Source organism: Streptomyces sp. NPDC048664 (assembly GCF_040650555.1).
Lineage (GTDB): Bacteria > Actinomycetota > Actinomycetes > Streptomycetales > Streptomycetaceae > Streptomyces.
Map to the genome: position 1 here is coordinate 324,969 of NZ_JBEZHK010000001.1, position 23,733 is coordinate 348,701.

Sequence of the window (23,733 nt, forward strand, 5' to 3'; positions counted from 1 at the left end):
CCAAGGGGGGCGCCATCGCGGACCCGGCCGTGCTCAGACCGTCAGGCCCCGGACCACGAGGTCCAGCAGCGCGCACACGAAGAGGCTGATCCCGATGAAGCCGTTGACGCTGAAGAACGCCCTGTTCAGCCGGCTGAGGTCGTGCGGGCGCACGATCCTGTGCTCGTAGACGAAGGCTCCCGCCACGATCGCGAGGCCCAGCCAGAAGAAGACGCCCGCGCCGGTGGCCACGCCGTACCAGGCGAGCAGGGCCGTCGTCAGCGCGTGGCACACCCGGGCGCCCCGGATCGCCGCCGGGATGCCGAAGCGTGCCGGGACCGACATGACCCCGATCTCCCGGTCGGTCTCCACGTCCTGGCAGGCGTAGATCAGGTCGAAGCCGCCGATCCAGATCCCGACGGCGAGGCCGAGGACGACCGCGTCCCAGGACCACGTGCCGCTGATCGCCAGCCAGCCGCCGACCGGACCCATCGCCTGGGCCAGGCCGAGGATGGCCTGCGGGAAGTTCGTGAACCGCTTGCCGTAGGGGTAGACCACCATCGGGATCACGGCGACGGGCGCGAGCGCCAGGCAGAGCGGGTTGAGCAGGGCGGCCGAGCCGAGGAAGACCGCCACGGCGATCAGCGCACCCGTCCAGGCGTGCTTCACCGACATCGCGCCGGTGACCAGCTCGCGGTGGGCGGTGCGGGGGTTGCGGGCGTCGATCTCGCGGTCGATGATCCGGTTGACCGCCATCGCGAACGTGCGCAGGCCCACCATGCAGATGGTCACCAGGAGCAGTCGCACCCAGTGGACGCTCCTGTCCCCCTCGTACATCGCGGTCAGCGCGGCGATGTACGCGAAGGGCAGCGCGAAGACGGAGTGCTCGATCATCACCAGGCGCAGGAACGCCTTGGTGCGTCCGGGCTGGGGGATGGCGGCGGCGCTGGTCACAGTCCGTATTCCTTCCAGCGGCGGTCGACCTTCGCCGCCGTGTCCGGGTCCGACAGCACCATCTCCGGCCAGCCGCCGTCCCTCGTGTAGCCCTCCTCGGGCCACTTCCTCGTCGCGTCGATGCCCGCCTTGCCACCCCAGAACTGCTGGTACGAGGCATGGTCGAGGTGGTCGACGGGGCCTTCCACGACCGTGAGGTCACGGGCGTAGTCGGTGTTGCCGAGGGCACGCCAGGCGACCTCGTGCAGGTCGTGCACGTCGCAGTCGGAGTCGACGACCACGATCAGCTTGGTCAGGGACATCATGTGCGCGCCCCAGACCGCGTGCATCACCTTCTGGGCGTGCTTGGGGTACTTCTTGTCGATCGACACGATCGCGCAGTTGTGGAAGCCGCCCGCCTCGGGGAGGTGGTAGTCCACGATGTCCGGCACGATGATCTTCAGCAGGGGCAGGAAGAAGCGCTCGGTGGCCCGGCCGAGGGGGCCGTCCTCCGTCGGGGGGCGGCCGACCACGATCGACTGGAGCAGGGGGCGCCGCCGCATGGTCACGCAGTCGATCGTCAGGGCGGGGAACGGCTCCTGCGGCGTGTAGAAGCCCGTGTGGTCGCCGAACGGGCCCTCCGGGAGCATCTCGCCCGGCTCCAGCCAGCCCTCCAGGACGACCTCCGCGTGCGCCGGGACCTGGAGCGGGACCGTCTTGCAGTCCACCATCTCGATCCGCTTGCCCGCGAGGAACCCGGCGAAGAGGTACTCGTCGATGTCGCCCGGCAGGGGCGCGGTGGAGGCGTAGGTCACGGCGGGCGGGCAGCCGAAGGCGATGGCGACGGGGAGCCGTTCGCCGCGCCGGGCCGCCACCTGGTAGTGGTTGCGGCTGTCCTTGTGGATCTGCCAGTGCATGCCGATGGTGCGCTTGTCGTGGCGCTGGAGCCGGTACAGCCCGAGGTTGCGGACGCCCGTGGCGGGGTCCTTGGTGTGCGTGAGCCCCAGGTTGAAGAAGGAGCCGCCGTCCTGCGGCCAGGTGAACAGGGCGGGCAGGGCGTCGAGGTCGACCTCGTCGCCGCGCAGCACGACCTCCTGCACGGGCGCGCCGTCCCCCTTGACCTTCTTGGGCGGCACGTGCGCCATCGCGCCGAGCTTGCCGAAGGCCTCGCGCACCCCGACGAAGCCGTGCGGCAGCTCCGGCTTGAGCAGTCCGCCGATCTTGCCGGAGATCTCGTCGTACGACTTCAGGCCCAGCGCCTTGAGCAGTCGGCGGTCGGTCCCGAAGACGTTCATCGCCAACGGCATGTCCGAGCCGCGCACGTTCTCGAAGAGCAGCGCGGGGCCACCGGCCTTCTGCACCCGGTCGACGATCTCCCCGACCTCCAGATACGGGTCGACCTCGACCTTGACACGCTTGAGGTCGCCCTCGCGGTCCAGCGCCCTGAGCAGGGACCGAAGATCGTCGTAAGCCATGCGTTCCAGTATCGGGCAAGGGCTACCCTGGCCCCGTCACCGGGGCCGTCCTTCCCGTGCTCCGTCGCCGGCTCACCGCCTCCTGGGGGATCGCACCGCCATGTTCAGGTATCTGCCCTACCTGCTGGTCCTTGGGCTGTGGATATACGCCTTCATCGACTGCCTGAACACGCCCGAGGAGCGGGTGCGGGGGCTGCCGAAGGTGATCTGGGTCATCGTCATCCTGCTCTTCGGCGAGGTGCTGGTCGGCCCCGTCGCCTGGCTCGTCGCCGGAAAGACGCGCACCGCCCCGGCGGACGGCTCCCCGGCCTCCGCACGGCCCCGCGGTCCCCGTGCGCACGCGGCGGACGAGGCGCGGTGGGTCGCGCCGGACGACAATCCCGAGTTCCTGGACTCGCTGAGGAGCGGGAACGGGAGCGCAAGCGGGAAGAAGGGCGACGCGAAGGACGAGGCGCTGCTGAAGGAGTGGGAGGCCGATCTGCGCCGCCGCGAGGAGGACCTGCGCCGGCGGGAGCGCGGCGAGGACCCGAAGGACTGACCCGCCGGCGGTGCCGAGGGGGGCGGGTGCTCAGTCGCGGCCGATGTCCTCGTTCCACAGTTCCGGCGCGTCCCGGATGAAGGCGCGCATCAGCGTCCGGCAGTCCGCGTCGTCGAGGAGGAGCACCTCCACGCCGTGCTCCGCGAGCCAGTCGTGGCCGCCGTGGAAGGTGCGCGCCTCGCCGACGACCAGCCGGGAGATGCCGAACTGGCGTACCAGGCCGCTGCAGTACCAGCACGGCGACAGGGTCGTCACCATCGTCGTGCCGCGGTAGGAGCGCTGTCGCCCGGCCGCGCGGAAGGCGGACGTCTCCGCGTGGGTCGACGGGTCGTCGTCCTGGACCCGGCGGTTGCGGCCGCGGCCGAGCAGGGTGCCATCCGCTCCGTAGAGCGCGGCGCCGACGGGGACGCCGCCCTCGGCGAGGCCCGCGCGGGCCTCGGTGAGGGCGGTGGCGAGCCACGCGCGTGCCTGTGCCCGGTCCATGCCCCCACTCTCCGACGGCGGCGGCCCCGGGGCAACGCCGACACCCGGCGCGGCACCCGGCGCGGCACCCGGAGAGTCGAAGACGGCATGACGTCGCAACAAAGCGATCGCGTGTAGACAGCTGATACGCAACGTTCGTAACCCAAATGGTCATACCGCGCTCTAGTCCGAAGCAACTCCCCCTTTTTACCCTGGTATTGGTAGACCTCACAGCAGCACATCGGATCGGATCGGACCGCGCCAGGGGGAGATGCGGTGCACGCAGGGCTGCACGGCCGGGGGCCGCTGTTCGACACCGAGCCTCCGGGACTCGCCGCGCGACTGATCGGTCTGCGCCCGCACCAGATCCGCTCGACCGCCTACGAGCACGAGGGCGATCTGCCGTTCGTGGTGTTCACGGGCGGACGCGGCCTCGGCAAGAGCGCGACGCTGGCCGAGGTGCGGGACGCCTACCAGAAGCACACGCCCGTGGCGCTGATCGACGGCGAGGAGAAGCAGTTCGGCGGGCCGCCGCCGGACCGCCCGGCCGACGCGTGGTCGCCGGTGGCGCAGGCGCTGACGACCGTCGCCGAACAGCTCGCCGAGCCGGTGACCGGCGCCCGCCGGATCGGGTTCCCCCGGCTGGCCTCGGGGCTGCTGGCGGTCGCGGCGGGCGGCTGGAGCGACCGCGACGTGCCGCGCATCCGGCAGGAGGCGGAGCGGATCCTGCTGCTCAACGACTCCCGCTCCTTCCTGGACGGCTTCGCGGGACGCTGGGCGAGCAAGGTGGTCTCCAAGCTCATCGCGTCCATGTCGCACACCGGGCCCGTGGTCGAACCGATCATCGAGGCCACCCTGGAGGCGTTCAGCGAGGGCGTCTCCCCCACGCACCGGCGGCTGCGCAGGGCGGCCACCTGGTACCGGGACTACCCGAACGCGGGCGGCAACCCGAAACTCGGCCTCATCCTCCTGTCCGGGCACTTCCGGGCCGGCGGTGACTCCCGCACCCACGCCGAGCGCCATCTCGTCCGGGCCCTGCTGGCCGACGTCGAGGACGCGTACGCGGGGGTGATGCAGCGCTCGCACCGGCTGGGCCGCCCGGTGGTCCTGATCGACAACGTGCAGGCGCCCGCCGGACGCGGTCTGCTGGAGTACGTGCTGCGCGACCGCGCGGCGGGCATCCGCGACCAGGTCGTCTTCCTGTCCGCCCTGCGCGGGCACACCCATCCGGCCCTGCGCAACACCGTCCGCCGCACGTTGGCCGAGGTCTCCCGCGACAGCGGGTGGGAGCCGGGGCCCTCCCCGTCCTCCCGGGCCCTGCTGGTGGCGCTGCCGCCGCTGACCCCCGACGACACCCTGCACCTCGTCGGCGCCGCCTGCCAGGGCCTGCCGATGCCGCCCGACCTCCCGCACGCCACCCACCGGTTGACCGTCGGCAGCCCGCTCGGCATCACCCTGCTCGCCGAGTCCGCGCGCCAGAACCTGCCCCGCGGGGCCGCGTCCCTCGGCGCCCTGCTCACCGCCGACGTCGCCCTGCGCGACGACCGCGAGGGCCGCCCCGCCTACCAGGAGCTGCTGGACCGGCTCGTGCCCGGCGGGCGGCTCGACGAACTGACCGTGCTGGCCGCCGCCCACGACCAGGACTCGGCGCTGGCCCTGGCCCGGGACCGGTTGCCGGACGACTTCGGCGCGGCCGGGGTGCTCGGGCTCCAGCAGCGGCTCGCGGAGGAGGGGTGGCTGCCGGCGGCCGGGCAGTTCGTCGGCGACCCGTTCCTGCGGGCGCTGCTCCTGCTGCGGCTGCACCACCTCGACCCCGACCACGCCCAGTGGCGGGCCACCCACCGGGCACTGGTCGACCACTACGCCGAACAGCACTCCACGACCGCGGCCCGCTACCGCGTCTACCACGAACTGGCCCTCGGGAAAGCCGACGTCGCCGTCGCACAGCTGCGGGACGCGTTCCACGGACCGCCCGGCCCGCCCGGCCCGGGCGGGTCGGGCGGGTCGGGCGGGTCGGGCGGGTCGGGCGGGGCCGAGGTCCCGGGCGTCCGCCGCTGGCTGGCGTCCCTCCTCTTCATCGCGTCCGCGCCGTACTACCACGCGCACGATCACGAGGGCCACGACGCCAGCGGACACGACCGCCGGATCGCCGTCGCGCTCGGCCGCCGCGACGCGGACCACCAGCCGCCCGACGGCGTGGACGCCGCCCTGCACCTGCGGGTACGGCGCCTGCTGCACGCGGTGTGGCAGCTCACCGACCCGCTGGTGCTGCCCGACCCGGAGGTGGCCGAGCGCCTGCGCTTCGAGCTGGAGCAGCTGTCGAACCTGCGCCCGGGCGGCACCTCCCTGCTGTGGCGGGCCTCCCGGGACTGGCCCTCGGACGCGCTGGCCGGCCGGCCGCTGCGCGTTCCACGCGACACGGAGGACGGGAGCGGACCCGGCGGGGGCGGACGCCGGGACGAGGACGAGGACGACGACGGGGACAGAGACAGGAACGGGGGCCGGTGATGGCGGCACGATGGTGGCGGTGGCTGCGCGAGGACGTCTGGGAGATCCGCTTCCGCCGCTATGTGGCGCTGCTGCTCACCGCCGTGGTCCTGGCCGCCGCCGTCCTGGCGGTGCTCCGGCTCGCCCAGGAGGACCGCTCGTGCGCCGAGGGGGTGGCCCGGCCCGAGGGGAGCGACGACTGCGTGGGGGTGTCCACGACGGCGTACGACTTCGGGGTGCCGCAGTTCGCCCCGACCGCCCGGGCGGTGGACCGGGAGAACAGCCGGCTCAAGCCCGGGAGTTACGTCACCGTCGCGCTGTTCGAGCCGTTCACCGAGACCGACCCGGACAGCGTCGACGACACGGTGCACGAGCTCCAGGGCGCCTATCTCGCGCAGTACCGCGCCAACCACGACTCCACCGGGCAGACGCCCGCGATCCGGCTCGTGCTCGCCAACACCGGTCGGGACGGGGCGCACTGGCGGGACGTGGTGGACCGGTTGACGACGATGGCCAAGGGCCCGGACCGGTTGCGGGCGGTCACCGGAATAGGGCTGAGCACCGACAACAACCGGGCCGCCGTCAAGGAGTTGACCCACCGCGGCATCCCCGTCGTCGGCTCGTCCATCACGGCCGACTCCCTCGCCAACGGGCAGGGGGGCAAGGACCCGTACCCCGGGCTCGCGCGGGTCGCGCCCACCAACAGCGACTCGGCCCGCGCCCTCGCCTCCTTCGCCCAGGTCACGGCCGGGCGGGCGCTGCTGGTGTACGACAAGCCGGGCGACCCGTACACCCGCACCCTGCAGAGCGCCTTCGAGAAGCTGACGACCGGATCGCCCTACCAGGCGCAGCCGTTCACCCCTCCGGCCGACCGGACCCAGGAGGGCACCACGGCGAACCAGTTCCGGCAGATCACCCAGCTCGTGTGCGACACCCCGAAGACCACCGACACGATCCTGTTCGCCGGGCGCCACACCCAGCTGCGGCAGTTCGTCAACGCGTTGGGCGCGCGCGGCTGTGTGGACCACCGGCTGACGGTGCTGACGGGCGACGAGGGGTCGTATCTCATCGGCGACAGGAAGCTCGACTGGACGGCCCTGAACTCCACCCTGTCCGTGCGGTACACGGCCCTGGCCCATCCGGACGCGTGGCGCAGGGACCCGGCGCGGACGGGCGGCAGCGCGGCGGACGCGGCGGCCCTGGACCGGCTCGTGGCGCAGGGCGCGAAGGAGCCGGTCGGGCCGATCGGGCCGGTGTCGCTGGACGACGGTCAGCTGATCACGGCGTACGACGCCACCTGGCTGGCGGTGCAGGGCGTACGGGAGGCCACGCCCAGCGGCCGTACGGCGCCCGAACTGGCGGACGTGGTCAACGAGTGGCCGCTGATGAAGGGCTCGCAGCGGGTGAACGGGGCCAGCGGCTGGATCTGCCTCGACGTGCACGCCAACCCGTACGACAAGGCCGTACCGATCGTGGAGCTGACCTCGTCGGGCGGCTCGCGCTTCGTGCGGATCGCCTGGCCGGAGGGGAAGCCTCCGGCGAAGGAGTGCCTGCCCCCGTCATGACTCAGGCGCCGAGCCGCGGTGCCGGCCGCGGCTCGATGCCGTGGTGCACGGTGGCTCGGCGCCTGGTGCGGACGCCGGTGGGGGCTCAGACTCCCGCGTAGGAGTGCTTTCCGCCCACGAAGATGTTGACGCCGTAGTAGTTGAACAGCCAGCAGCCGAAGGCGATCAGCGCGATGTAGGCGGCCTTGCGGCCCTTCCAGCCGGCGGTGGAGCGGGCGTGCAGGTAGCAGGCGTAGGCGACCCAGGTGATGAAGGCCCAGGTCTCCTTGGGGTCCCAGCCCCAGTACCGGCCCCAGGCGGACTCGGCCCAGATGGCGCCCGCGATGATCGTGAACGTCCACAGCGGGAACACGGCGGCGTTCACGCGGTAGGCGAACTTGTCCAGGGAGCCGGCGGAGGGCAGCCGCTCCAGGACGGAGGTGGCGAAGGTGCCCGGTGTGCCGCCCTCGGCCAGCTTGGTCTCGTAGGCGTCCTTGAACAGGTAGAGCAGGGTGCCGACCGCGCCGACGTAGAGGACCGCGCCGCAGAAGATGGCGGTGGAGACGTGGATGTACAGCCAGTACGAGTGCAGCGCGGGGACGAGCTGGTCACTGGCCGTGTACAGCACGGTGACGGCGAGGCCGAGGTCGAGCAGGACCGTGGTGACGAGGAAGAGGCCGAGCCAGCGCACGTTCTTCTTCAGCGCGAGCAGCACGAGGTAGACGCCGACCGCGACCGTGGAGAAGGTGAGGTTGAACTCGTACATGTTGCCCCACGGCGCCCGCTGCACGGAGGCCGCGCGGGCGGCGACGCCGGCGAGTTCGACGAGGAAGGAGAGCACCGTGAGGGAGACGGCGATCCGGCCGTACAGGTCGCCCTGTTCGTCGCCGCCGTGCGCGCCGGGGCCGTCCGGCACGTCACGGGCGCCGGCTGCGGCGCGGGTGACGACCTTGGGCCGCTCCAGCACCGCCGTGCCGCCCGCCTTGGTGACGGTGACGGCGGGCGCCTGTGCCGTGCGCGGGGCGTCGGCGGTGAGCGCCTGGGCGGTGCGGGCGACCTTGCTGCGGCTGCCGAAGAGCCATTCGGCGATGTACGCGAAGAAGGCCAGCGTGTAGACGGCCATCGCGGAGTAGATCAGTGTGTTGCTGAGGTTCGCGAGGTGTTCGTTGGTGGCGGTGGCGAGGGTCACTTCTCCTGAGCCCCTTCGGCGGCGGGTACGGGGGTATCGGCGCCCGGCTCCTGATCGGGGTCGGCGTCTGGGCCGCCCTCCGGCTCTGTACCGGGGGCGGTGTCGGGGGCGGCGTCCGGGCCCGTGTCGGGGCTGGAGCCGGAGGGGCTCGTGGGAGCCCGGTCGTGGACCAGGGCGGCCAGCGCCCCGAGTTCCTCGGGGAGCTTCGCGGACTCACTGCGGCCGAGGCCGGCCATCTCCACGACGGTGACACCGTCGTCCCCGGTGCTCGCGCGCACCCAGATCCGGCGGCGCTGGATGAACAGGGAGCCGGCCAGGCCGAGGATCGCGGTGATCGAGCCGCCCAGTGCCCAGTCGGTGCCCGGCTGCTGCACGATCTGGAACTGGGCCCACTGCCTGATGTCCTTGTCGAAGGTGATCGAGCCGTTGCCGCCGGGCAGGGTCATCGTCTCGCCGGGCAGCAGCCGGGAGGCGAGGATCTTGCCCTTGGAGTCCTTGAACTGCTTCAGGTTCTTGGTGTCCAGCTGGTACACGTTCTGCGGGATGCCCGCGTCGACGCCCAGGTCACCGTGGTACCCGCTCAGCGCCAGCACCGGGAAGTCGAGGGCCGGGAACTGGGAGAACATCGTGCCCTTGCCCGCCCCCGCGAACGTCGGCACGAAGAACGCGGAGAAGCCGAGCTGCTCGGACCTGCCCTGGGCGTTGCGGTAGCCGTCGCGGACCTGGATGGCGCCCTGCGAGGTCACGTTGCCGTCGAGGGGCAGCAGCGGCACGGCGTCGTGGTAGACGACCTGGCCCTTGCCGTCCCGCACGGTGACGGTGGGCGCGTACCCGTGGCTGACGAGGTAGACCTTGGCGTCGCCGATCTCCAGCGGCTCGTTGACCTTGATCGAGGTCGCCCTGTCCTTGCCGTACGCACCCTCGCTGTAGGTGACGTCCGCCTGGTACCTGCGCGGGGTGCCCTTGTTGGGCCCGGTGCGCTCGTAGGTGCCGATGAACTTCTTCAGGTTGAAGCTGAAGGGCACCAGGTCGTCGTCGGAGAAGAGGCTGCCCGACTTGAAGTCGTCGTACTGGGTGAGCGTGTTGGAGAAGCCGTCGCCCTCGACGACCAGCTTGGAGCCCTCCGTCTTGTACAGCTGGCCGGAGGCGAAGGAGACCAGCAGCACGATCAGGGCGATGTGGAAGGCCAGGTTGCCGGCCTCGCGCAGATAGCCCTTCTCGGCGGCGACCGCGTCCCCGTCGAGATGGGCCCGGAAGCGGCGCTGCCTCAGCACCTTCAGCGCGGCCTCGCGGACCTGCTCGGGCTCGGCGTCGGTCCGCCAGGTCGCGTAGGCGGGCAGCCGGCCGAGCCGCTTGGGCGCGCCCGGCGGCCGTGCCCTCAGCTGGCCGACGAACTGCCAGGTGCGCGGCACGATGCAGCCGATGAGGGACACGAACAGCAGGATGTAGATCGCGGAGAACCACACCGAGCTGTAGACGTGGAAGAGCCCGAGCTTGTCGTAGATCGGCCCCAGGATGTCGTGGTCGCTCATGAACTGCCGCACCTTGAGCGCGTCCACACCGGTCTGCGGGATCAGCGAACCGGGGATCGCGCCGAGGGAGAGCAGGAACAGCAGGATCAGGGCGACCCGCATGGAGGTGAGCTGCCGCCAGAACCAGCGGGCCCAGCCGATCGTCTCGCGGGCGCTCCAGACGATCCAGCCCTTGGCTCCCGGGGCGCGGGAGCCTCCGAACGAGCCGGGCATGGCGGTCTCGACGGGAGCGGTGGACAACTGGGAGCCGGCGGCGCCGAGATCCGGGTCGGTGCCGCTGCCGAGCGGCTCCGCGGCCTCGGCGGTCTTGACGGTCTCGTCGCTGTCGCTGTGCACGTCGGTGCTCCGTGTGTCGCTGTCGCTCATGGGTCAGACCCTCACGTTGAAGTGGTCGGACCAGCTCCGCATGTCCTGCATGATGCTGTCCCAGGCTCCCGTCAGCAGCAGCAGACCGGTCACGATCATCATCGTGCCGCCGACGCGCATCACCCAGACATAGTGGCGCTTGACCCAGCCGAACGCGCCGAGCGCCTTGCGGAAGGCGACCGCGGCGATCACGAAGGGCAGGCCGAGGCCGACGCAGTACGCGATGGTCAGTACGGCCCCGCGCCCGGCGCTCGCCTGGTCGATCGCGAGCGCCTGCACGGAGGCGAGGGTGGGGCCGATGCACGGCGTCCAGCCGATGCCGAAGAGCGCGCCGAGGAACGGGGCGCCCGCGAGGCCGGCGGCCGGCCGCCGGTGGAAGCGGAACTCGCGCTGGGTGAACCAGGGCATCAGGCCCATGAAGAACACGCCCATGGCGATCATCAGCACGCCCAGCACCTTGGACAGGACGTCCTTGTGCTCCTGGAGCGAGTCGCCCGCGTAGCCGAACAGTGCGCCGCCGGAGACGAAGACGGCGGTGAAGCCGAGCACGAACAGGGCGGCGCCCGTGGCCATCCGGCCCCGCCGGGCCTCGGCCAGGTCGGTTCCGGTGACCCCGGTCACATAGGAGAGGTAGCCGGGGACGAGGGGCAGCACGCACGGGGAGAAGAACGAGACGAGCCCGCCGAGCAGGGCGAGGGGCAGGGCGACCAGCAGGCCGCCGTTCAGCACGGTGTCGTTGAGGCCGGCGCCGGTGGTGGCCGCCGCGGCGGCGAGGGGGGTCACTGCCGTCACGTCACTTCTCCGCGACGACCGGGTTGAGCATCTCGCGCAGCTTGTCCTCGCTGAGGGCCTGCAGCGTGCGCGCGGCGATCTTCCCGTCCCGGTCGATGACCAGGGTGGAGGGGATCGCCTGCGGGTTGAGGGTGCCCCGCTTGAAGCGGAGCATCAGCTTGCCGGTCGGGTCGTACAGACTCGGGTACGTCACCCCGTACTGCTTCTCGAAGGCGCGGGCCGGCTCGGCGCTGGTGTCGCGGGTGTTGATCCCGACGAACTGCACGCCCTTGCCCGCCATGTCCTTGGCCACCTTGACGAAGTTCGGGGCCTCGGCACGGCAGGGCGGGCACCAGGAGCCCCAGACGTTGACGACGACGACCTTGCCCTTGTAGGCGGAGAGGTCGAGCTTGCCGCCGTCGATCGTCGCGCCGGACAGGTCCGGGGCCGCGGCACGTTCGCCCTTCCTGACGGTCGCGATGCCGTCGCTGCCGGTGACGAAGTTGGTGTTGCCGCCGCCCCCGGAGACGCCGCCGGAGCCGCAGGCGGCCAGCGCGAGCGCCGCGACGGCGGCCCCGGCGCCGGCCAGGGCGGCACGTCGGCGGCTACGGCTACGGGTGCGGTTCAGGCGCTGGGGGGCGCGGAAGGCGGCACTCATGTGAAAAGTTTCGCATGTCCGATCCGGGGATCTTGCGCACCCCCCTCGCGGGCGGAAACCCGCTTTTCAGGCAGCCTTCGACGGGTCCGAGGAGGGCGCCCCCAGGAACTGCTTCCAGCCGCCCGTCGGCTGCTGCCCCACCCCGAGGGTCCGCAGCTTGCTCACGACCTCCGGACGCTGGACGTCGAGCCAGTCCGCGAACTGCCGGAAGGAGACGAGCCGCACGTCCGCGCCGTTCTCCTTCTCCCGGGCGATGTGCTTGAACGCGTTCTCGACGGCGTCCATGTAGATGCCGCCGTTCCACTTCTCGAAGTGGTTGCCTATGAAGAACGGGGCACGGTTCGACTTGTACGCCCGGTCGAATCCGGCTATGTACGCGTTGGTCGCCTGGGTGCGCCAGCCCGGGTAGTTGGCCGGGGGCGCGTGGGTCGAGTTGTTCGACTGGTTGGCCAGGATGTTGTAGTCCATGGACAGCACCTGGAAGCTGTGCCCCGGGAACGGTATGGACTGGAGTGGGAAGTCCCACACGCCCTGCCGCTTCACCGGCCAGACCTGGGTGCCGCCGGGCGAGGAGGCGTCGTAGCGCCAGCCGAGCTCGCGGGCGGTCGGCAGCAGGTTGTCCTGGCCGAGCAGGCACGGCGTACGGCCGCCGACCAGTTCCTTGTCGTAGTCGAAGGGCAGCGGTTCGAGATCGGTGAACCCGGTGTTGGTGCGCCACTCCTTGACGAACGCCTTCGCCTGCTCGATCTCGCTGCGCCACTGCTTGGGCGTCCACCACTTCACCGAGCCGTGGGCCTCGCCGCAGAAGTGGCCGTTGAAGTGCGTGCCTATCTCATGGCCTTCGAGCCAGGCGCGGCGGACGTTCTTGAGCGTGAGGCGTATGTGCTCGTCCGTGAGATAGCCGATGTCGGAGGCGCCCGGCGCGTTGTTCGGCGGCAGGTACTTGCGCTTCTTCGACTCCGGCAGCAGGTAGAGCCCGGAGAGGAAGAAGGTCATGTGCGCGCCGTGCTGCTTGGCGAGGTCGAGGAAGCGGGGGAAGAGCCCGTTGCCCACCTCGCCGGCGCCGTCCCAGGAGAAGACGACGAACTGCGGCGGGGTCTGGCCGGGTTCCAGGGGGACCGGCTTCCCGGGCTGGTTCGGCTGCTTGCCGGTGTCGGCGGTGGAGCCGTCACCGATGGGCTTCGCGGTGGCCGTGGGGGCGTCGGCGCCGCCGGAACTCTTTCCGCCGGAACCACTGCCCGGTGCCGCGCCGTCATGGTGGTCGGAGCCACACGCGGACAGCCCCATCGCTGCCGCCGCGCCCGCCCCGAGTCCTATCAGTCCTCGCCGACTGATGTCCCGCATCGCGTCCCCATCTCATCGCGCCCTCTCGGTGGTCACCCACTGAGAGGGCACATGAGAGCCACAGGTTCCGTTCAACCCGCCCCCCTGGGCTGGATTTTACGAAAATAAGCTCACATGAAGAGCCTGAACACGCCTTGTGACGAAACATGCACTTTGGCGTACGTCACATGACGCCTGCCACGGGACTCCCCCATGGCTCTCTCCGGGCTTCCTCCGGGCTCCCCTCAGGCTTCCCTCAAGGGTCCTTCCTCAAGCCCCGAACGCCTTGTTCTTCCCCTTCACGGGCTTGGCGCCCGCGAGGAGATGGGCCGGGACCAGATCCCGGGCGGGCTCGGAGTACCCCACGGACACGATCTTGTCGCCCTGGTACGTGAACGAGGTGAGGGAGGCGAGCGTGCACTGCCGCTTGCGCGGGTCGTGCCACAGCCGGCGCTTCTCCACGAAGCTGCGCACGATCCAGATCGGCAGCTGGTGGCTGACGCACACGGCCTCGTGCCCGCGCGCCGCGTCCTTGGCCGCGTCCAGCGCCCCCATCATCCGTACGACCTGCTCGACGTACGGCTCGCCCCAGGACGGCTTGAACGGGTTGACGAGGTGCTTCCAGTTCTCGGGGCGCCTGAGCGCCCCGTCCCCGACCCCGAAGGTCTTGCCCTGGAACACGTTGCCCGCCTCCAGGAGGCGTTCGTCGCTGGCGAGGTCGAGGCCGTGCGCCTTGGCGATCGGGGTGGCCGTCTCCTGAGCCCGCTCCAGCGGCGAGGCGACGACATGGGTGACGTCCCGCTCGGCGAGGTGCTCGGCGACCCGGTCGGCCATCTGCCGGCCCAGCTCGGACAGGTGGTAGCCGGGCAGCCGCCCGTACAGCACCCCGTCGGGGTTGGCCACCTCGCCGTGTCGCATCAGATGGACGACGGTGATGTCACTCATGCTGCTGTGGCCTCCGCTGCCGCACGGGCCGCCGCCGGAAGGGCGTCGGCGATCTTCTGGACCGCCCGCTCGTCGTGAGCGGTGGAGACGAACCAGGATTCGAAGGACGAGGGCGGCAGGTAGACGCCCTGCGAGAGAAGGGAGTGGAAGAACGCCGTGAACCGGAAGGACTCCTGGCTCTTCGCGTCCTCGTAATTGTGCACGGGCCTCTCGGTGAAGAACACCGAGAACATGTTCGAGGCGTGCTGGAGTCGGTGCGCCACGCCCTCCTTGGTGAGGGCGCCCGTGACGAGCGCCTGGATCTCGGCGGAGACCGCGTCCACCGTGGCGTACGCGGCGTCGTCGAGCAGGCGCAGCTGGGCGAGGCCCGCGGCGGTGGCGACCGGGTTACCGGACAGGGTGCCCGCCTGGTAGACGGGGCCGGCCGGGGCGAGGTGCGCCATGACGTCCGCGCGCCCGCCGAACGCGGCGGCCGGGAAGCCGCCGCCCATGACCTTGCCGAAGGTCATGAGGTCGGGCTCGACCCCGTCCACGCCGTACCAGCCGGCCCGGCTGGTACGGAAGCCGGTCATGACCTCGTCGGAGATGAACAGCGCGCCGTGCTCGCGGCACAGGTCCTTCAGCCCCTGGTTGAAGCCGGGCAGCGGCGGCACGACGCCCATGTTCCCGGGCGAGGCCTCGGTGATCAGGCAGGCGATCTCGCCGGGGTGGGCGGCGAAGGCGGCCCGTACGGCGTCGAGGTCGTTGTAGGGGAGGACGACCGTGTCGCCGGCCTGGGCACCGGTGACGCCGGGGGTGTCGGGCAGCGCGAAGGTGGCGAGGCCGGACCCGGCCGCGGCCAGCAGCGAGTCGACGTGACCGTGGTAGCACCCGGCGAACTTGATCACCTTGGCCCGCCGGGTGAACCCGCGGGCCAGCCGGATCGCCGACATGGTGGCCTCCGTCCCGCTGGAGACCAGGCGCACCTGCTCGACCGGCGCCACCCGGGCGACGATCTCCTCGGCGAGGGCGACCTCGCCCTCACCGGGGGTGCCGAAGGAGGTGCCGCGCGAGACGGCCTCCTGGACGGCGGCGATCACCTCGGGGTGGGAGTGCCCGAGGATCATGGGCCCCCACGAACACACAAGGTCGACGTATTCACGGCCGTCGGCGTCGGTCAGCCAGGGGCCGTCCCCCGACACCATGAACCGGGGCGTACCGCCCACGGCGCGGAAGGCGCGCACCGGAGAGTTCACGCCTCCGGGCGTGACGGCCGCCGCGCGCTCGAAAAGAGTCTGCGAAACTGGGGCTTCGTACGGATAGCTCACACGAGCCATGGTGTCAGAGGCTGCGAAGATCCCGCGGACAGGTGTTTAGACGCACGTTTCGGCGGGCGGCCGTGGGGGAGGTCACTGACACGATGATCGGGTTGCGCGGCGGGGGCCACGCGGCCTAGAACAGCAGTCGGGTGGAGATATGCATCGCGGTGGCGGACTGGGCGAGGGGACCGATGACCTCGGTCCTCGGCGTGCCCGGCGGGGAAGGCACCGGCGCGACGCGGAGGAGACGGCGGAGACCCGCCCGACCCGGGGTGCGCAGGGGGCACAGAGCGGACCTGAGCGAATCGAGCGGTCCTCGCGTATGGATGGCATGGACCATGCGAACCGTAGGGTGGATCGGCTCAGCTCAGGAAGCGGAAATGGTGGTCGGGTGGGGGTGACATACAAGTACTTCGGCGCACCGGACGGCGCCACGGCGGCCCGCGTCCCGATCTCGATGCGCCCCGAGGAACTCGGCGGCGACGAACTGGGCATGGGCGGCATGTTCACCAAGATCAAGCCGGAGACGATGGCCGCGATGGTCCTCACCGGCATCGAGGGCGTGCCGCTGAACAAGGTCCCGCCGCTTGAACTGGTGGTCCTGCACCCCGACTACGCCGTCGTCAAGCTCCCCATGACGGTCGTGGACCCGCTGCGCGGGATCGGCGAGGAAGCGGTCGGCGCGGCGGCGTTCATCTGGTCGACGGTCCCGGACCGCGGCGGCCCGAGGGACGCGTTCAACGTCTACCAGCTCCTCCACGAGTGGCAGGACTTCTCCCACCGACTGCACGAGGCCGGCCACCAGCCCTACTGCTTGGTGTGGCCCTGAGTCGAGCCGCGGCGGCTACGGGCGGGGTTCTCGGGCCCCGCCCTCCGGGTGGTGGCTGATCACTGCCGGGCGGGCAGTCGGGGTGTGAGCAGGTCCAGGGCCTCCTGCCAGCGGAAGCGGCCGCCGCCGTCGGTTTGGGGCCGGTGCGGCTCGTGGGAGCCGATCAGGACACCCATCGCCCGCAGCCGGTCCAGGCTCTGCCGGTACGCGGGGTGGGCGGCCTGGGCGGAGTTGAGGTACGGCAGGGCGGCGACGGGGATGCCGAAGCCGTACGCCTCGCACAGGATGCCGAGGGCAAGGGTGTCGGAGATGCCCGCCGCCCACTTGTTGATCGTGTTGAAGGTGGCGGGCGCCACCGCGATGGCGTCGGCGGGCGGCAACGGCCGTGGTTCGCCGGGCGCGCCAGGCCGACCGGATCGGGAACCCGGTCTGCGTCTCGACCGCGCGGGCGTCGATGAACCCGAGGCCCTGCGGAGTGGCGACGACGCCCACATCCCAGTTCCGCTCGTGCGCGGCGGTGATGAGCGTGCCGACCTCGCCGGCGATGCCGGACGCGCACACGACGACGTACAGGAAGGGCTTCTCGGTCTGCCGGCCTGGGTGATCACTCACGCGGACTCCCGGTTGACGGCTGAGGCGGTGCGGTGCGGGCGGCGTACGGGGACGGTCACGGCTTCCGTGCCCGGTCGTCCGTCCGCCGCGTCCACAGGGACAGGTCGCTGCTCGTCGCCACGGCGAGGGTCTGCCCGGAGGGCGAGAAGCCGGCGGCCCGGAACTCGGAGTAGGCGGCGTGGAGGATGTGCCACCACCGCTCTGCGTGGGGGCCGGAGTGGGGCAAGGCGCTCCCACGAGAGAGCAGGACGCGGTCGCGGGGCCAGTCCGGGGCGACGACCTGCACGGCCCAGCCGTCCCCGGTGCCGGCGTGCAGCCCTCCGCCGAAGAGCCCGGCGATCCGCACCCTGCCTCCGGCGATGGGGCCCAGCCCGGGGCAGGACAGGTCGGCGGTCGCCTCCGGAGTGCTGCCGTCCGGGTCGGGATCGCGCTCCCGTGCGATCCTCTCGCCCGTGACGGCGTCGAAGAGTCCGTGCCCGTCGCCCGATACGACCATCACGAGATCGTGGCCGCTGTCGGGGTGCGAAGCGAAGCCGATCCCGAGCAGTCCACCGACCGGGGCGCAGGCGACGCGCCGCCACGGCTCGGGCGCGGGAACCACGGGGGCCGCGAGGAGCCTCGCGCGCATCGCCTGCTGATACGCGGAGAACTCCGGCTCAGGGGCTGGCTGTTCGACCAGGGGGTCGTTCATCGGCTTCGTCACGCTGCCATGGTCCATGCTTCGGCCGTTCCACCCCACGAGGTGGTGCCGCGACGGATGTGCGTCGCCGCTGTCGCTGGATAGAGTCGTCCCTTTACCGGTGGTTGTGGGGACAACCACCCTGCCTTGGGGAGGGCTTGCGCCATATGGGTCGTCGCTCTAGTGGCCTGGTCGGGGTCTGGGCCGAGATGCAGAGGCAGCAGCAGCGCCAGGCGGAGGCGGAAGCCCGACGACGCAGACAGGAGGAGCAGCAGGCGCGTGCTTTCCAGCGGCGTGCCGCCCAGAGCCACCGCGAGTACCGGCAGGCCGAGGCACTGCGGCGCACGGAGGAACTGGACGCACAGGTAGCGTCGTTGCAGGGGCTCCTCGCCGCGGGATGCCAGGCGCCGGCTTTCAGGACTTCCTCCCTCATACGGCCGGAGGAGATCCTGCCGTTCGCTCCGGGCGCGTTGGCACAGCCCGTACCCATGCCGAGCTTCGATCACTACCAGACACAGACCGGTTGGACGGCGAAAGGCCGCGCCCAGGCACACGCCGAGGCCCAGGAGCGCTTCGAGCGGGACTGGCGCGCGGCTCAGGCGGCCGAGGCCGAGCGTCAGCACCGGTTGGCGGCATACCAGCGGGACCACCAGCAGTGGGCGGACACCCGGCTGGCCGAGGTGCGAGGACACAACGTCGGCGTCGCCGAACTCGCCGACGGGGTGAGGCGCCGCGATCCCGACTCCGTGGTCGAGTACTTCTCCGCCGCCCTCTACGCCTCGTCGGCGTGGCCGGAGGGGTTCCCACGGCAGGTGCTGGCGGCCTACGACCCGGCGGCCGGGCAACTCGTACTGGACTGGGAACTGCCTGCCTACAGCATCGTCCCGGAAGCCAAGTCGGTCCGGTACATGCCCAGCGTGGACCAGGACAAGGAGACCCCTCGGCCGGTAGGTCAGCGCCGGGCCCTGTACCGGGAGGTCGTCGCGCAGTGCGTACTGCTCACCCTGCGCGAACTCTTCGCCGCGGACGGGACGGGCGCTCTCGACTCCGTGATCCTGAACGGGTTCGTGGACGGGCACGACCCCACCACGGGCCGACCGGGTCACCTCTACCTGGCGACGGTGATGGCTCCGCGCTCGACGTTCCAGGACCTGCACCTGGCGCAGGTGGACGCCTGCAGTTGCCTTGCCGATGCCCTGCGGGGGCAGCTCTCGACCCGCCCCGACCAACTCGCACCGGTGCGGCCGAGCCGCCGGCCGTCGGATGTGGGGAACCACGTCGTCGCGCACGGCGGCGGCGAGGAGCCCGACCTCTACGAGATGGACCCGATCCACTTCGAGGACCTTGTCGCCGACCTGTTCCGCGCCATGGGGATGCGGGCGGTCACTACCCAACGCTCCAACGACGGCGGGGTGGACGTCGACGCGGTGGATCCGACACCGATCCGGGGCGGCAAGATCGTCGTGCAGGTGAAGCGCTACCGCAACACGGTGCCGCCCACCGCCGTACGCGACTTGTACGGCACCGTGCAGGACACCGGAGCCAACAAGGGTGTCCTCGTGACGACGTCGAGGTTCGGACCTGGCTCGCACACCTTCGCCAACGGCAAGCCCCTGGAACTGATCTCGGGCACCGAGCTCGTCGACCTGCTGCACCGCCATGGACTCCGTGGGCGCCTGGGTGACGGTGCCCGCCGCCCCGCGGCGCGGCGGACGCCGACGGTTCCGGACCCGCGTCTGCCCGTCGACTACAACATCCTGGGCATGTCGTGGACCGGAAGCGTCGCCCTGGACGTGTGTGCGCTCGTCTGCCGCGGCAACCGTGTGCTCAGCGACGACCACTTCGTCTTCTTCAACAACCAGCGGACGCCCGACGGGACCGTGCGGGCTCTTCCTCCCACCGCGCCTGACAGAGCCGCGATCTGTGTGGCCTTCGACGCGCTGCCGGAGGCGGCCGACAGGTTCGTGCTCGTGGCCGCCGTCGACCCGGAGGTCAATCCCCACGCGGATCTCTCCGGCTTCACGGACGCGTGCATCCGGCTCCTCGACCCGAGGATGGCCGAGCTGGGGCGGCTCGACGTCTCCGACGGCCGGCCCGGCGAGACCGCTCTGACACTCGGCTCGTTCCGCCGAAGGTCCAACGGCGACTGGGACTTCGTCGTCGGGGGCAAGGGCTACGCAGGCGGCCTGGAGGAACTCGTCGTCGACTACGGCGTGGAAGTGGAGTAGGCCCCGGCACTGAGCCGGTACACCGGCCTGCGCACACTCCGCGGGCCCGCGACACCGGGGGGGAGGGCACCGTTTCGCAGGCCCCCCGGACCCGGCCCCCGAGGCTCCGGTGGACACCTCCACCCCGGAGTCGGAGCATGGGGAGGGATGGCACACCGGTTCGACGCTGACCGTGTGGAAGCCCCCGGCGGCAGGCAAGGGCCGCCCCGCACCGCCCTCGGCGTGTGCGATCCCCTACGTCTTCGATCCGGTCCCCGATCGCGACCATGCGGGCCCGGCCGCCCCGGTCCGGCCCTCTTCCCGGCGTGCCTTTCGCAAGCAGGGCGGCCACAGCAAGGGCCGTCCTCGTCCCGCCCTGGGAGGATGCACGATGATCCGTACTCGTCGTCTCGCGGTACTCGCCCCGCTGGTGGTCTCGTCACTGGCCCTCGCACCCGTCGCCGCCGCACACGCCGCGAGCGGGCCGGCGCACTCGCCCGCCGCCGTTCCGGCGAAGGCGAGATGCCTGCTCACGCAGGACGCGGCCAACTCCAAGCCCGGCGACCCGAAGTTCACGCTGCTCGCGTCGGGCCTCAAGTCCGACGGGGTCTCCTTCTCCGGCGGCAACGGCGGGGGCTTCTCGAAGGTCACGGACGGTGCCATCTCCTTCAGCGGTCTCAACCCCGGCACCTACACGATCACGGGCGACAAGGACGGCACGGTCAAGTGCGGTAAGACGCCCGGCGCCAAGACCACCGACAACGGCGAGAAGCAGGACGCCAAGAAGCAGTTCAAGAAGGGCTTCTCGGACGGGTTCGCGGCGGTCAAGAAGGCCTGCGACGCCAAGCTGCCGCAGGGCCTGACGGCGGTGGACCCGAACTACGAGTCGGGCTTCAAGGCCGGAGCGGCCCTCGCAGCCACGACGTTCTGCGGCGAGACCGACTAGAGCGGGAGCACGAGGAAGGGGTGCCCCGGGACCGGGGCACCCCTCGACCTCATGGGGTCGGCTCAGCGTGACGTCACATCACGTTGATCGACACCGGGAGGGACATCGTCCTGCTGACCATCACCCGGTACTGCTGCTTGCCCCGGATGGTGGGCTTGAAGGCCAGGCGGTAGGTCGAGCCCGTCCTGACCATCGCGCGGTCGGGCAGGTTGACCCACTTGACGCCGTCGAAGTGCTGGAGCACCACGGGGCTGCCGATCTTCAGGCCCCGGGTGGTGCCCGAGAGGGTCACCAGCTCACCGGACCTGACCTGGGTGCGGTCGGTCTTGACGATGATCGCCGCCGCCAGCGCGCGGCCCGGGTTCGTCACCAGCGAGCCGGTGTCGGACGAGCTCTGGGACGAGTTGTCCGTGTTGGGCACGACCGGGTCTACCGCGAACGCCGCGGTCGCTCCGGAGGCGACCAGCGCGGCGGAGACCGCGCAGACGGCGAGCGCTCGGCTGGAACGGGTGCGAAGTGTGAGTTTCACGTTTCTCTCCTGTCCTACGACAGATCCCCCAGTGATGGACTCCCCCGGCGCGCGCTCCTTCGAGGCTCACATGGAACCGAACGGGTGGCGACCCGGAGAGTGACGCACCGCGACGGAGAGCGACCGAAATCCGGCTACCCAGCGTCAGAAGCGCAGGTGGGCGGGTCACCGGCCGGCCTGATTTTCTTACCCTCGCCTCATTTCCCGGTCCGGGAAACCGCGTTCGGCGCGCGCCCACGACCCCGGCCACGACCCCGCCCGCAGCCCGCGTTCCGCCCCCGTGCGCCCCCGTGCACCCCGTGCGGGTCGCTGCCGTCCCGCTCCCGCCGCGCGGCTTACGCTCCGGCCGTGCCCACCATCACGGAGATCCTCAAGCGGCTGGTGATCGGCCGGGCCATGCGCAGCGAGGAGCTGCACGAGACGCTGCTGCCCAAGCGGCTCGCCCTGCCGATCTTCGCCTCCGACCCGCTGTCGTCGGTGGCGTACGCGACCCAGGAGATCCTGCTGGTCCTCACCCTCGGCGGGCTGGCGTACCTGCACTTCACGCCGTGGATCGCGATCGGGGTGGTGGTGCTGCTGGCGGTGGTGGTGCTGTCGTACCGCCAGGTCGTGCGGGCCTATCCGACGGGCGGCGGCTCCTACGAGGTGGTGTCCACCAACCTCGGCCCTTCCGCGGGGCTGCTCGTGGCCGCCTCGCTGCTCGTGGACTACGTCATGACGGTGGCCGTGTCGATCGCCTCCGGGGTCGACAACATCATCTCGGCGGTTCCCGAACTCGCCGGGCACCGCGTGCTGTCGGCGCTGTCCTTCGTGGCGCTGCTGACCGCGGCGAACCTGCGCGGCGTCCGCGAGTCGGGGCGGGCCTTCGCCGTGCCGACCTATCTCTTCACCGGCGGTGTCCTGCTCATGGTGGTCACCGGCCTGATCCAGTACGCGGGCGGGAACCCGCCCCTGGCCCAGACCGCGCGCTACGGCGTCACCCCCGAGCCCGGCACCACGGGCCTCGCCGGCGTGGCCCTGGCGATGCTGGTGCTGCGGGCGTTCTCCTCCGGCTGCACGGCGCTGACGGGTGTCGAGGCGATCTCCAACGGTGTGCCCGCCTTCCGCGTACCGAAGGCGCGCAACGCGGCGGCGACCCTGGCCGCGATGGGCGCCCTCGCCCTGGCGATGTTCGCCGGGGTCACCGCGCTGGCGCTGCTCGCGCACGTCCACGTGGCCACCGACTCCTGCCGGTTGACCGGCCTGAAGGGCGACTGCCACGCCTACACGCAGCGCACGGTGATCGCGCAGCTCGCGGCGGCGGTCCTCGGCGGGGAGCACAGCGTCGGCTTCTACGTCATCCAGGCGGCCACGGCGCTCGTCCTGATCCTCGCCGCGAACACGGCCTTCAACGGCTTCCCGCTGCTGGCCTCCCTGCTCGCCCACCACCGCTATCTGCCCCGCCAGTTGCACAACCGGGGCGACCGCCTCGCCTTCTCCAACGGCATCCTCGCGCTCGCCGTCGTCGCCGGGCTGCTGCTGTGGGGGTTCCGGGCGAACGTCACCAGCCTCATCCACCTCTACATCCTCGGCGTGTTCACCGCGTTCACCCTCTCCCAGCTGGGCATGGTCCGGCACTGGAACCGCGAACTGCGCGCGACCCACGACACCAGGGCGCGCCGCCGCCATCACCGGGCGCGGGCCGTCAACTCCGTCGGGTCCGTGGTCACGGGGCTGGTCCTGGTGATCGTGCTGGCCACGAAGTTCACCCAGGGTGCCTGGCTCGCGGTGCTGGCGGTCCTCGTGCTGTGGGTGATGATGCGGGGCATCCGCCGGCACTACGACACCACGGCCGCGGAACTCGCGGTGACCGACCCTCGGTACGAGCTGACCCTGCCCTCCCGGGTGCTGGCGCTCGTCCTGGTCTCGCGGGTCCACAAGCCGACGCTGCGGGCGCTGGCGTACGCGCGGGCCTTCAGAGCGGACCGGCTGGAGGCGCTGACGGTCGCGGTGGACCGCGGGGAGGCGGCCGAACTGGAGCGGCAGTGGGAGGAGTACGGCATCGGCGTGCCGCTGAAGGTCCTCGACTCGCCGTATCGCGAGGTGACCCGGCCGGTCCTCGACCATGTGCGCTCGATCCGCCGCGAGAGCCCGCGCGACGTGGTCGCCGTCTTCATCCCGGAGTACGTGGTCGGCCACTGGTGGGAGAACCTGCTGCACAACCAGTCGGCGCTGTGGCTCAAGAGCCGTCTGATGTTCACACCGGGGGTGATGGTGATCAGCGTGCCCTGGCAGCTGACGTCCTCGGCCCGTGCCGCGGCCCGGCCCGCCGGGCGGGCACCGGGATCGGTGCGCAGGGGCGAGCCGGGGAACCGGGTGGCGGGACACCACTGAGCCCGCGCGCACGCCCTGCCCGCGCACGCCCCGGTGGCGCCTGCGCGCCCGCTGCCTA

Annotated in this window: 19 protein-coding genes and 1 pseudogene; 7 read left to right on the forward strand and 13 right to left on the reverse strand. The window is 71.3% G+C overall.

Going from position 1 to position 23,733, the window contains the following annotated elements:
• Positions 1 to 33: 33 nt before the first annotated feature.
• Both mqnP and AB0C59_RS01530 read right to left on the reverse strand, forming a co-directional pair.
• Entirely contained in the window at positions 34 to 933 is a 900-nt protein-coding gene (gene mqnP, locus AB0C59_RS01525; RefSeq protein ID WP_363000078.1) for a menaquinone biosynthesis prenyltransferase MqnP, read from the reverse strand.
• Positions 930 to 2,387, reverse strand: coding sequence for a menaquinone biosynthesis decarboxylase (locus AB0C59_RS01530; protein ID WP_363000079.1), 1,458 nt, complete (start codon positions 2,385 to 2,387; stop codon positions 930 to 932). Before AB0C59_RS01530 ends, mqnP begins: the two co-directional genes overlap by 4 nt.
• A gap of 100 nt (positions 2,388 to 2,487) precedes the next feature.
• Here AB0C59_RS01530 and AB0C59_RS01535 point away from each other — a divergent pair, with 100 nt between their 5' ends.
• Entirely contained in the window at positions 2,488 to 2,925 is a 438-nt protein-coding gene (locus tag AB0C59_RS01535) for a PLD nuclease N-terminal domain-containing protein (RefSeq protein ID WP_363000080.1), read from the forward strand.
• A gap of 30 nt (positions 2,926 to 2,955) precedes the next feature.
• Here AB0C59_RS01535 and AB0C59_RS01540 read toward each other — a convergent pair whose 3' ends face one another.
• Entirely contained in the window at positions 2,956 to 3,408 is a 453-nt protein-coding gene (locus AB0C59_RS01540) for a nucleoside deaminase (RefSeq protein WP_363000081.1), read from the reverse strand.
• A gap of 255 nt (positions 3,409 to 3,663) precedes the next feature.
• On the opposite strand from AB0C59_RS01540, the gene AB0C59_RS01545 reads away from it, so the two are divergent.
• Positions 3,664 to 5,895 (forward strand): hypothetical protein, encoded by a 2,232-nt coding sequence (locus tag AB0C59_RS01545; RefSeq protein ID WP_363000082.1) that lies wholly within the window; start codon positions 3,664 to 3,666, stop codon positions 5,893 to 5,895.
• On the forward strand, positions 5,895 to 7,439 hold the full coding sequence (locus AB0C59_RS01550; RefSeq protein ID WP_363000083.1) for a hypothetical protein: 1,545 nt from the start codon (positions 5,895 to 5,897) through the stop codon (positions 7,437 to 7,439). Before AB0C59_RS01545 ends, AB0C59_RS01550 begins: the two co-directional genes overlap by 1 nt.
• Positions 7,440 to 7,524: 85 nt before the next feature.
• On the opposite strand, the gene ccsB is transcribed toward AB0C59_RS01550, so the two are convergent.
• From ccsB to hemL, 7 genes are all read right to left on the reverse strand, one after another.
• Entirely contained in the window at positions 7,525 to 8,607 is a 1,083-nt protein-coding gene (ccsB, locus tag AB0C59_RS01555; RefSeq protein WP_363000084.1) for a c-type cytochrome biogenesis protein CcsB, read from the reverse strand.
• The gene (locus AB0C59_RS01560) at positions 8,604 to 10,505 is read right to left on the reverse strand and encodes a cytochrome c biogenesis protein ResB (RefSeq protein ID WP_363000085.1); all 1,902 of its coding nucleotides are present in this window, start codon (positions 10,503 to 10,505) and stop codon (positions 8,604 to 8,606) included. Before AB0C59_RS01560 ends, ccsB begins: the two co-directional genes overlap by 4 nt.
• 3 nt (positions 10,506 to 10,508) lie before the next feature.
• Positions 10,509 to 11,297: a cytochrome c biogenesis protein CcdA gene (locus tag AB0C59_RS01565; RefSeq protein WP_363000086.1), complete on the reverse strand. Its 789-nt coding sequence runs from the start codon at positions 11,295 to 11,297 to the stop codon at positions 10,509 to 10,511.
• A 1-nt stretch (position 11,298) separates the two neighbouring features.
• A complete protein-coding gene (locus tag AB0C59_RS01570; RefSeq protein ID WP_363000087.1) occupies positions 11,299 to 11,934 on the reverse strand; it encodes a TlpA disulfide reductase family protein in 636 nt (211 codons plus the stop codon).
• Positions 11,935 to 12,000: 66 nt separating this feature from the next.
• Positions 12,001 to 13,278: a hypothetical protein gene (locus tag AB0C59_RS01575; protein ID WP_363000088.1), complete on the reverse strand. Its 1,278-nt coding sequence runs from the start codon at positions 13,276 to 13,278 to the stop codon at positions 12,001 to 12,003.
• A gap of 249 nt (positions 13,279 to 13,527) precedes the next feature.
• Entirely contained in the window at positions 13,528 to 14,202 is a 675-nt protein-coding gene (locus AB0C59_RS01580; RefSeq protein WP_363000089.1) for a histidine phosphatase family protein, read from the reverse strand.
• On the reverse strand, positions 14,199 to 15,518 hold the full coding sequence (gene hemL / locus AB0C59_RS01585; protein WP_363000090.1) for a glutamate-1-semialdehyde 2,1-aminomutase: 1,320 nt from the start codon (positions 15,516 to 15,518) through the stop codon (positions 14,199 to 14,201). Before hemL ends, AB0C59_RS01580 begins: the two co-directional genes overlap by 4 nt.
• Before the next feature lie 139 nt (positions 15,519 to 15,657).
• Here hemL and AB0C59_RS01590 point away from each other — a divergent pair, with 139 nt between their 5' ends.
• Positions 15,658 to 16,329: a hypothetical protein gene (locus tag AB0C59_RS01590; protein WP_363000091.1), complete on the forward strand. Its 672-nt coding sequence runs from the start codon at positions 15,658 to 15,660 to the stop codon at positions 16,327 to 16,329.
• 59 nt (positions 16,330 to 16,388) lie between these two features.
• On the opposite strand, the pseudogene AB0C59_RS01595 reads toward AB0C59_RS01590, so the two are convergent.
• Positions 16,389 to 16,941: pseudogene (locus AB0C59_RS01595) on the reverse strand (flavoprotein).
• Positions 16,942 to 16,996: 55 nt separating this feature from the next.
• Positions 16,997 to 17,632 carry a hypothetical protein gene (locus tag AB0C59_RS01600; RefSeq protein ID WP_363000155.1) on the reverse strand — a complete coding sequence of 212 codons (636 nt, stop codon included), beginning with the start codon at positions 17,630 to 17,632 and terminating at the stop codon, positions 16,997 to 16,999.
• Between the two features lie 155 nt (positions 17,633 to 17,787).
• On the opposite strand from AB0C59_RS01600, the gene AB0C59_RS01605 reads away from it, so the two are divergent.
• Complete coding sequence (locus AB0C59_RS01605) at positions 17,788 to 19,848, forward strand: restriction endonuclease (protein ID WP_363000092.1); 2,061 nt, start codon at positions 17,788 to 17,790, stop codon at positions 19,846 to 19,848.
• A 370-nt stretch (positions 19,849 to 20,218) separates the two neighbouring features.
• Positions 20,219 to 20,773 carry a hypothetical protein gene (locus AB0C59_RS01610; RefSeq protein WP_363000093.1) on the forward strand — a complete coding sequence of 185 codons (555 nt, stop codon included), beginning with the start codon at positions 20,219 to 20,221 and terminating at the stop codon, positions 20,771 to 20,773.
• Positions 20,774 to 20,846: 73 nt separating this feature from the next.
• Here the strand turns inward: AB0C59_RS01610 and AB0C59_RS01615 are convergent, their stop codons facing one another.
• Entirely contained in the window at positions 20,847 to 21,302 is a 456-nt protein-coding gene (locus tag AB0C59_RS01615; protein WP_363000094.1) for a hypothetical protein, read from the reverse strand.
• 396 nt (positions 21,303 to 21,698) lie between these two features.
• Here AB0C59_RS01615 and AB0C59_RS01620 point away from each other — a divergent pair, with 396 nt between their 5' ends.
• Positions 21,699 to 23,675, forward strand: coding sequence for an APC family permease (locus AB0C59_RS01620; RefSeq protein WP_363000156.1), 1,977 nt, complete (start codon positions 21,699 to 21,701; stop codon positions 23,673 to 23,675).
• Positions 23,676 to 23,733: the final 58 nt, after the last annotated feature.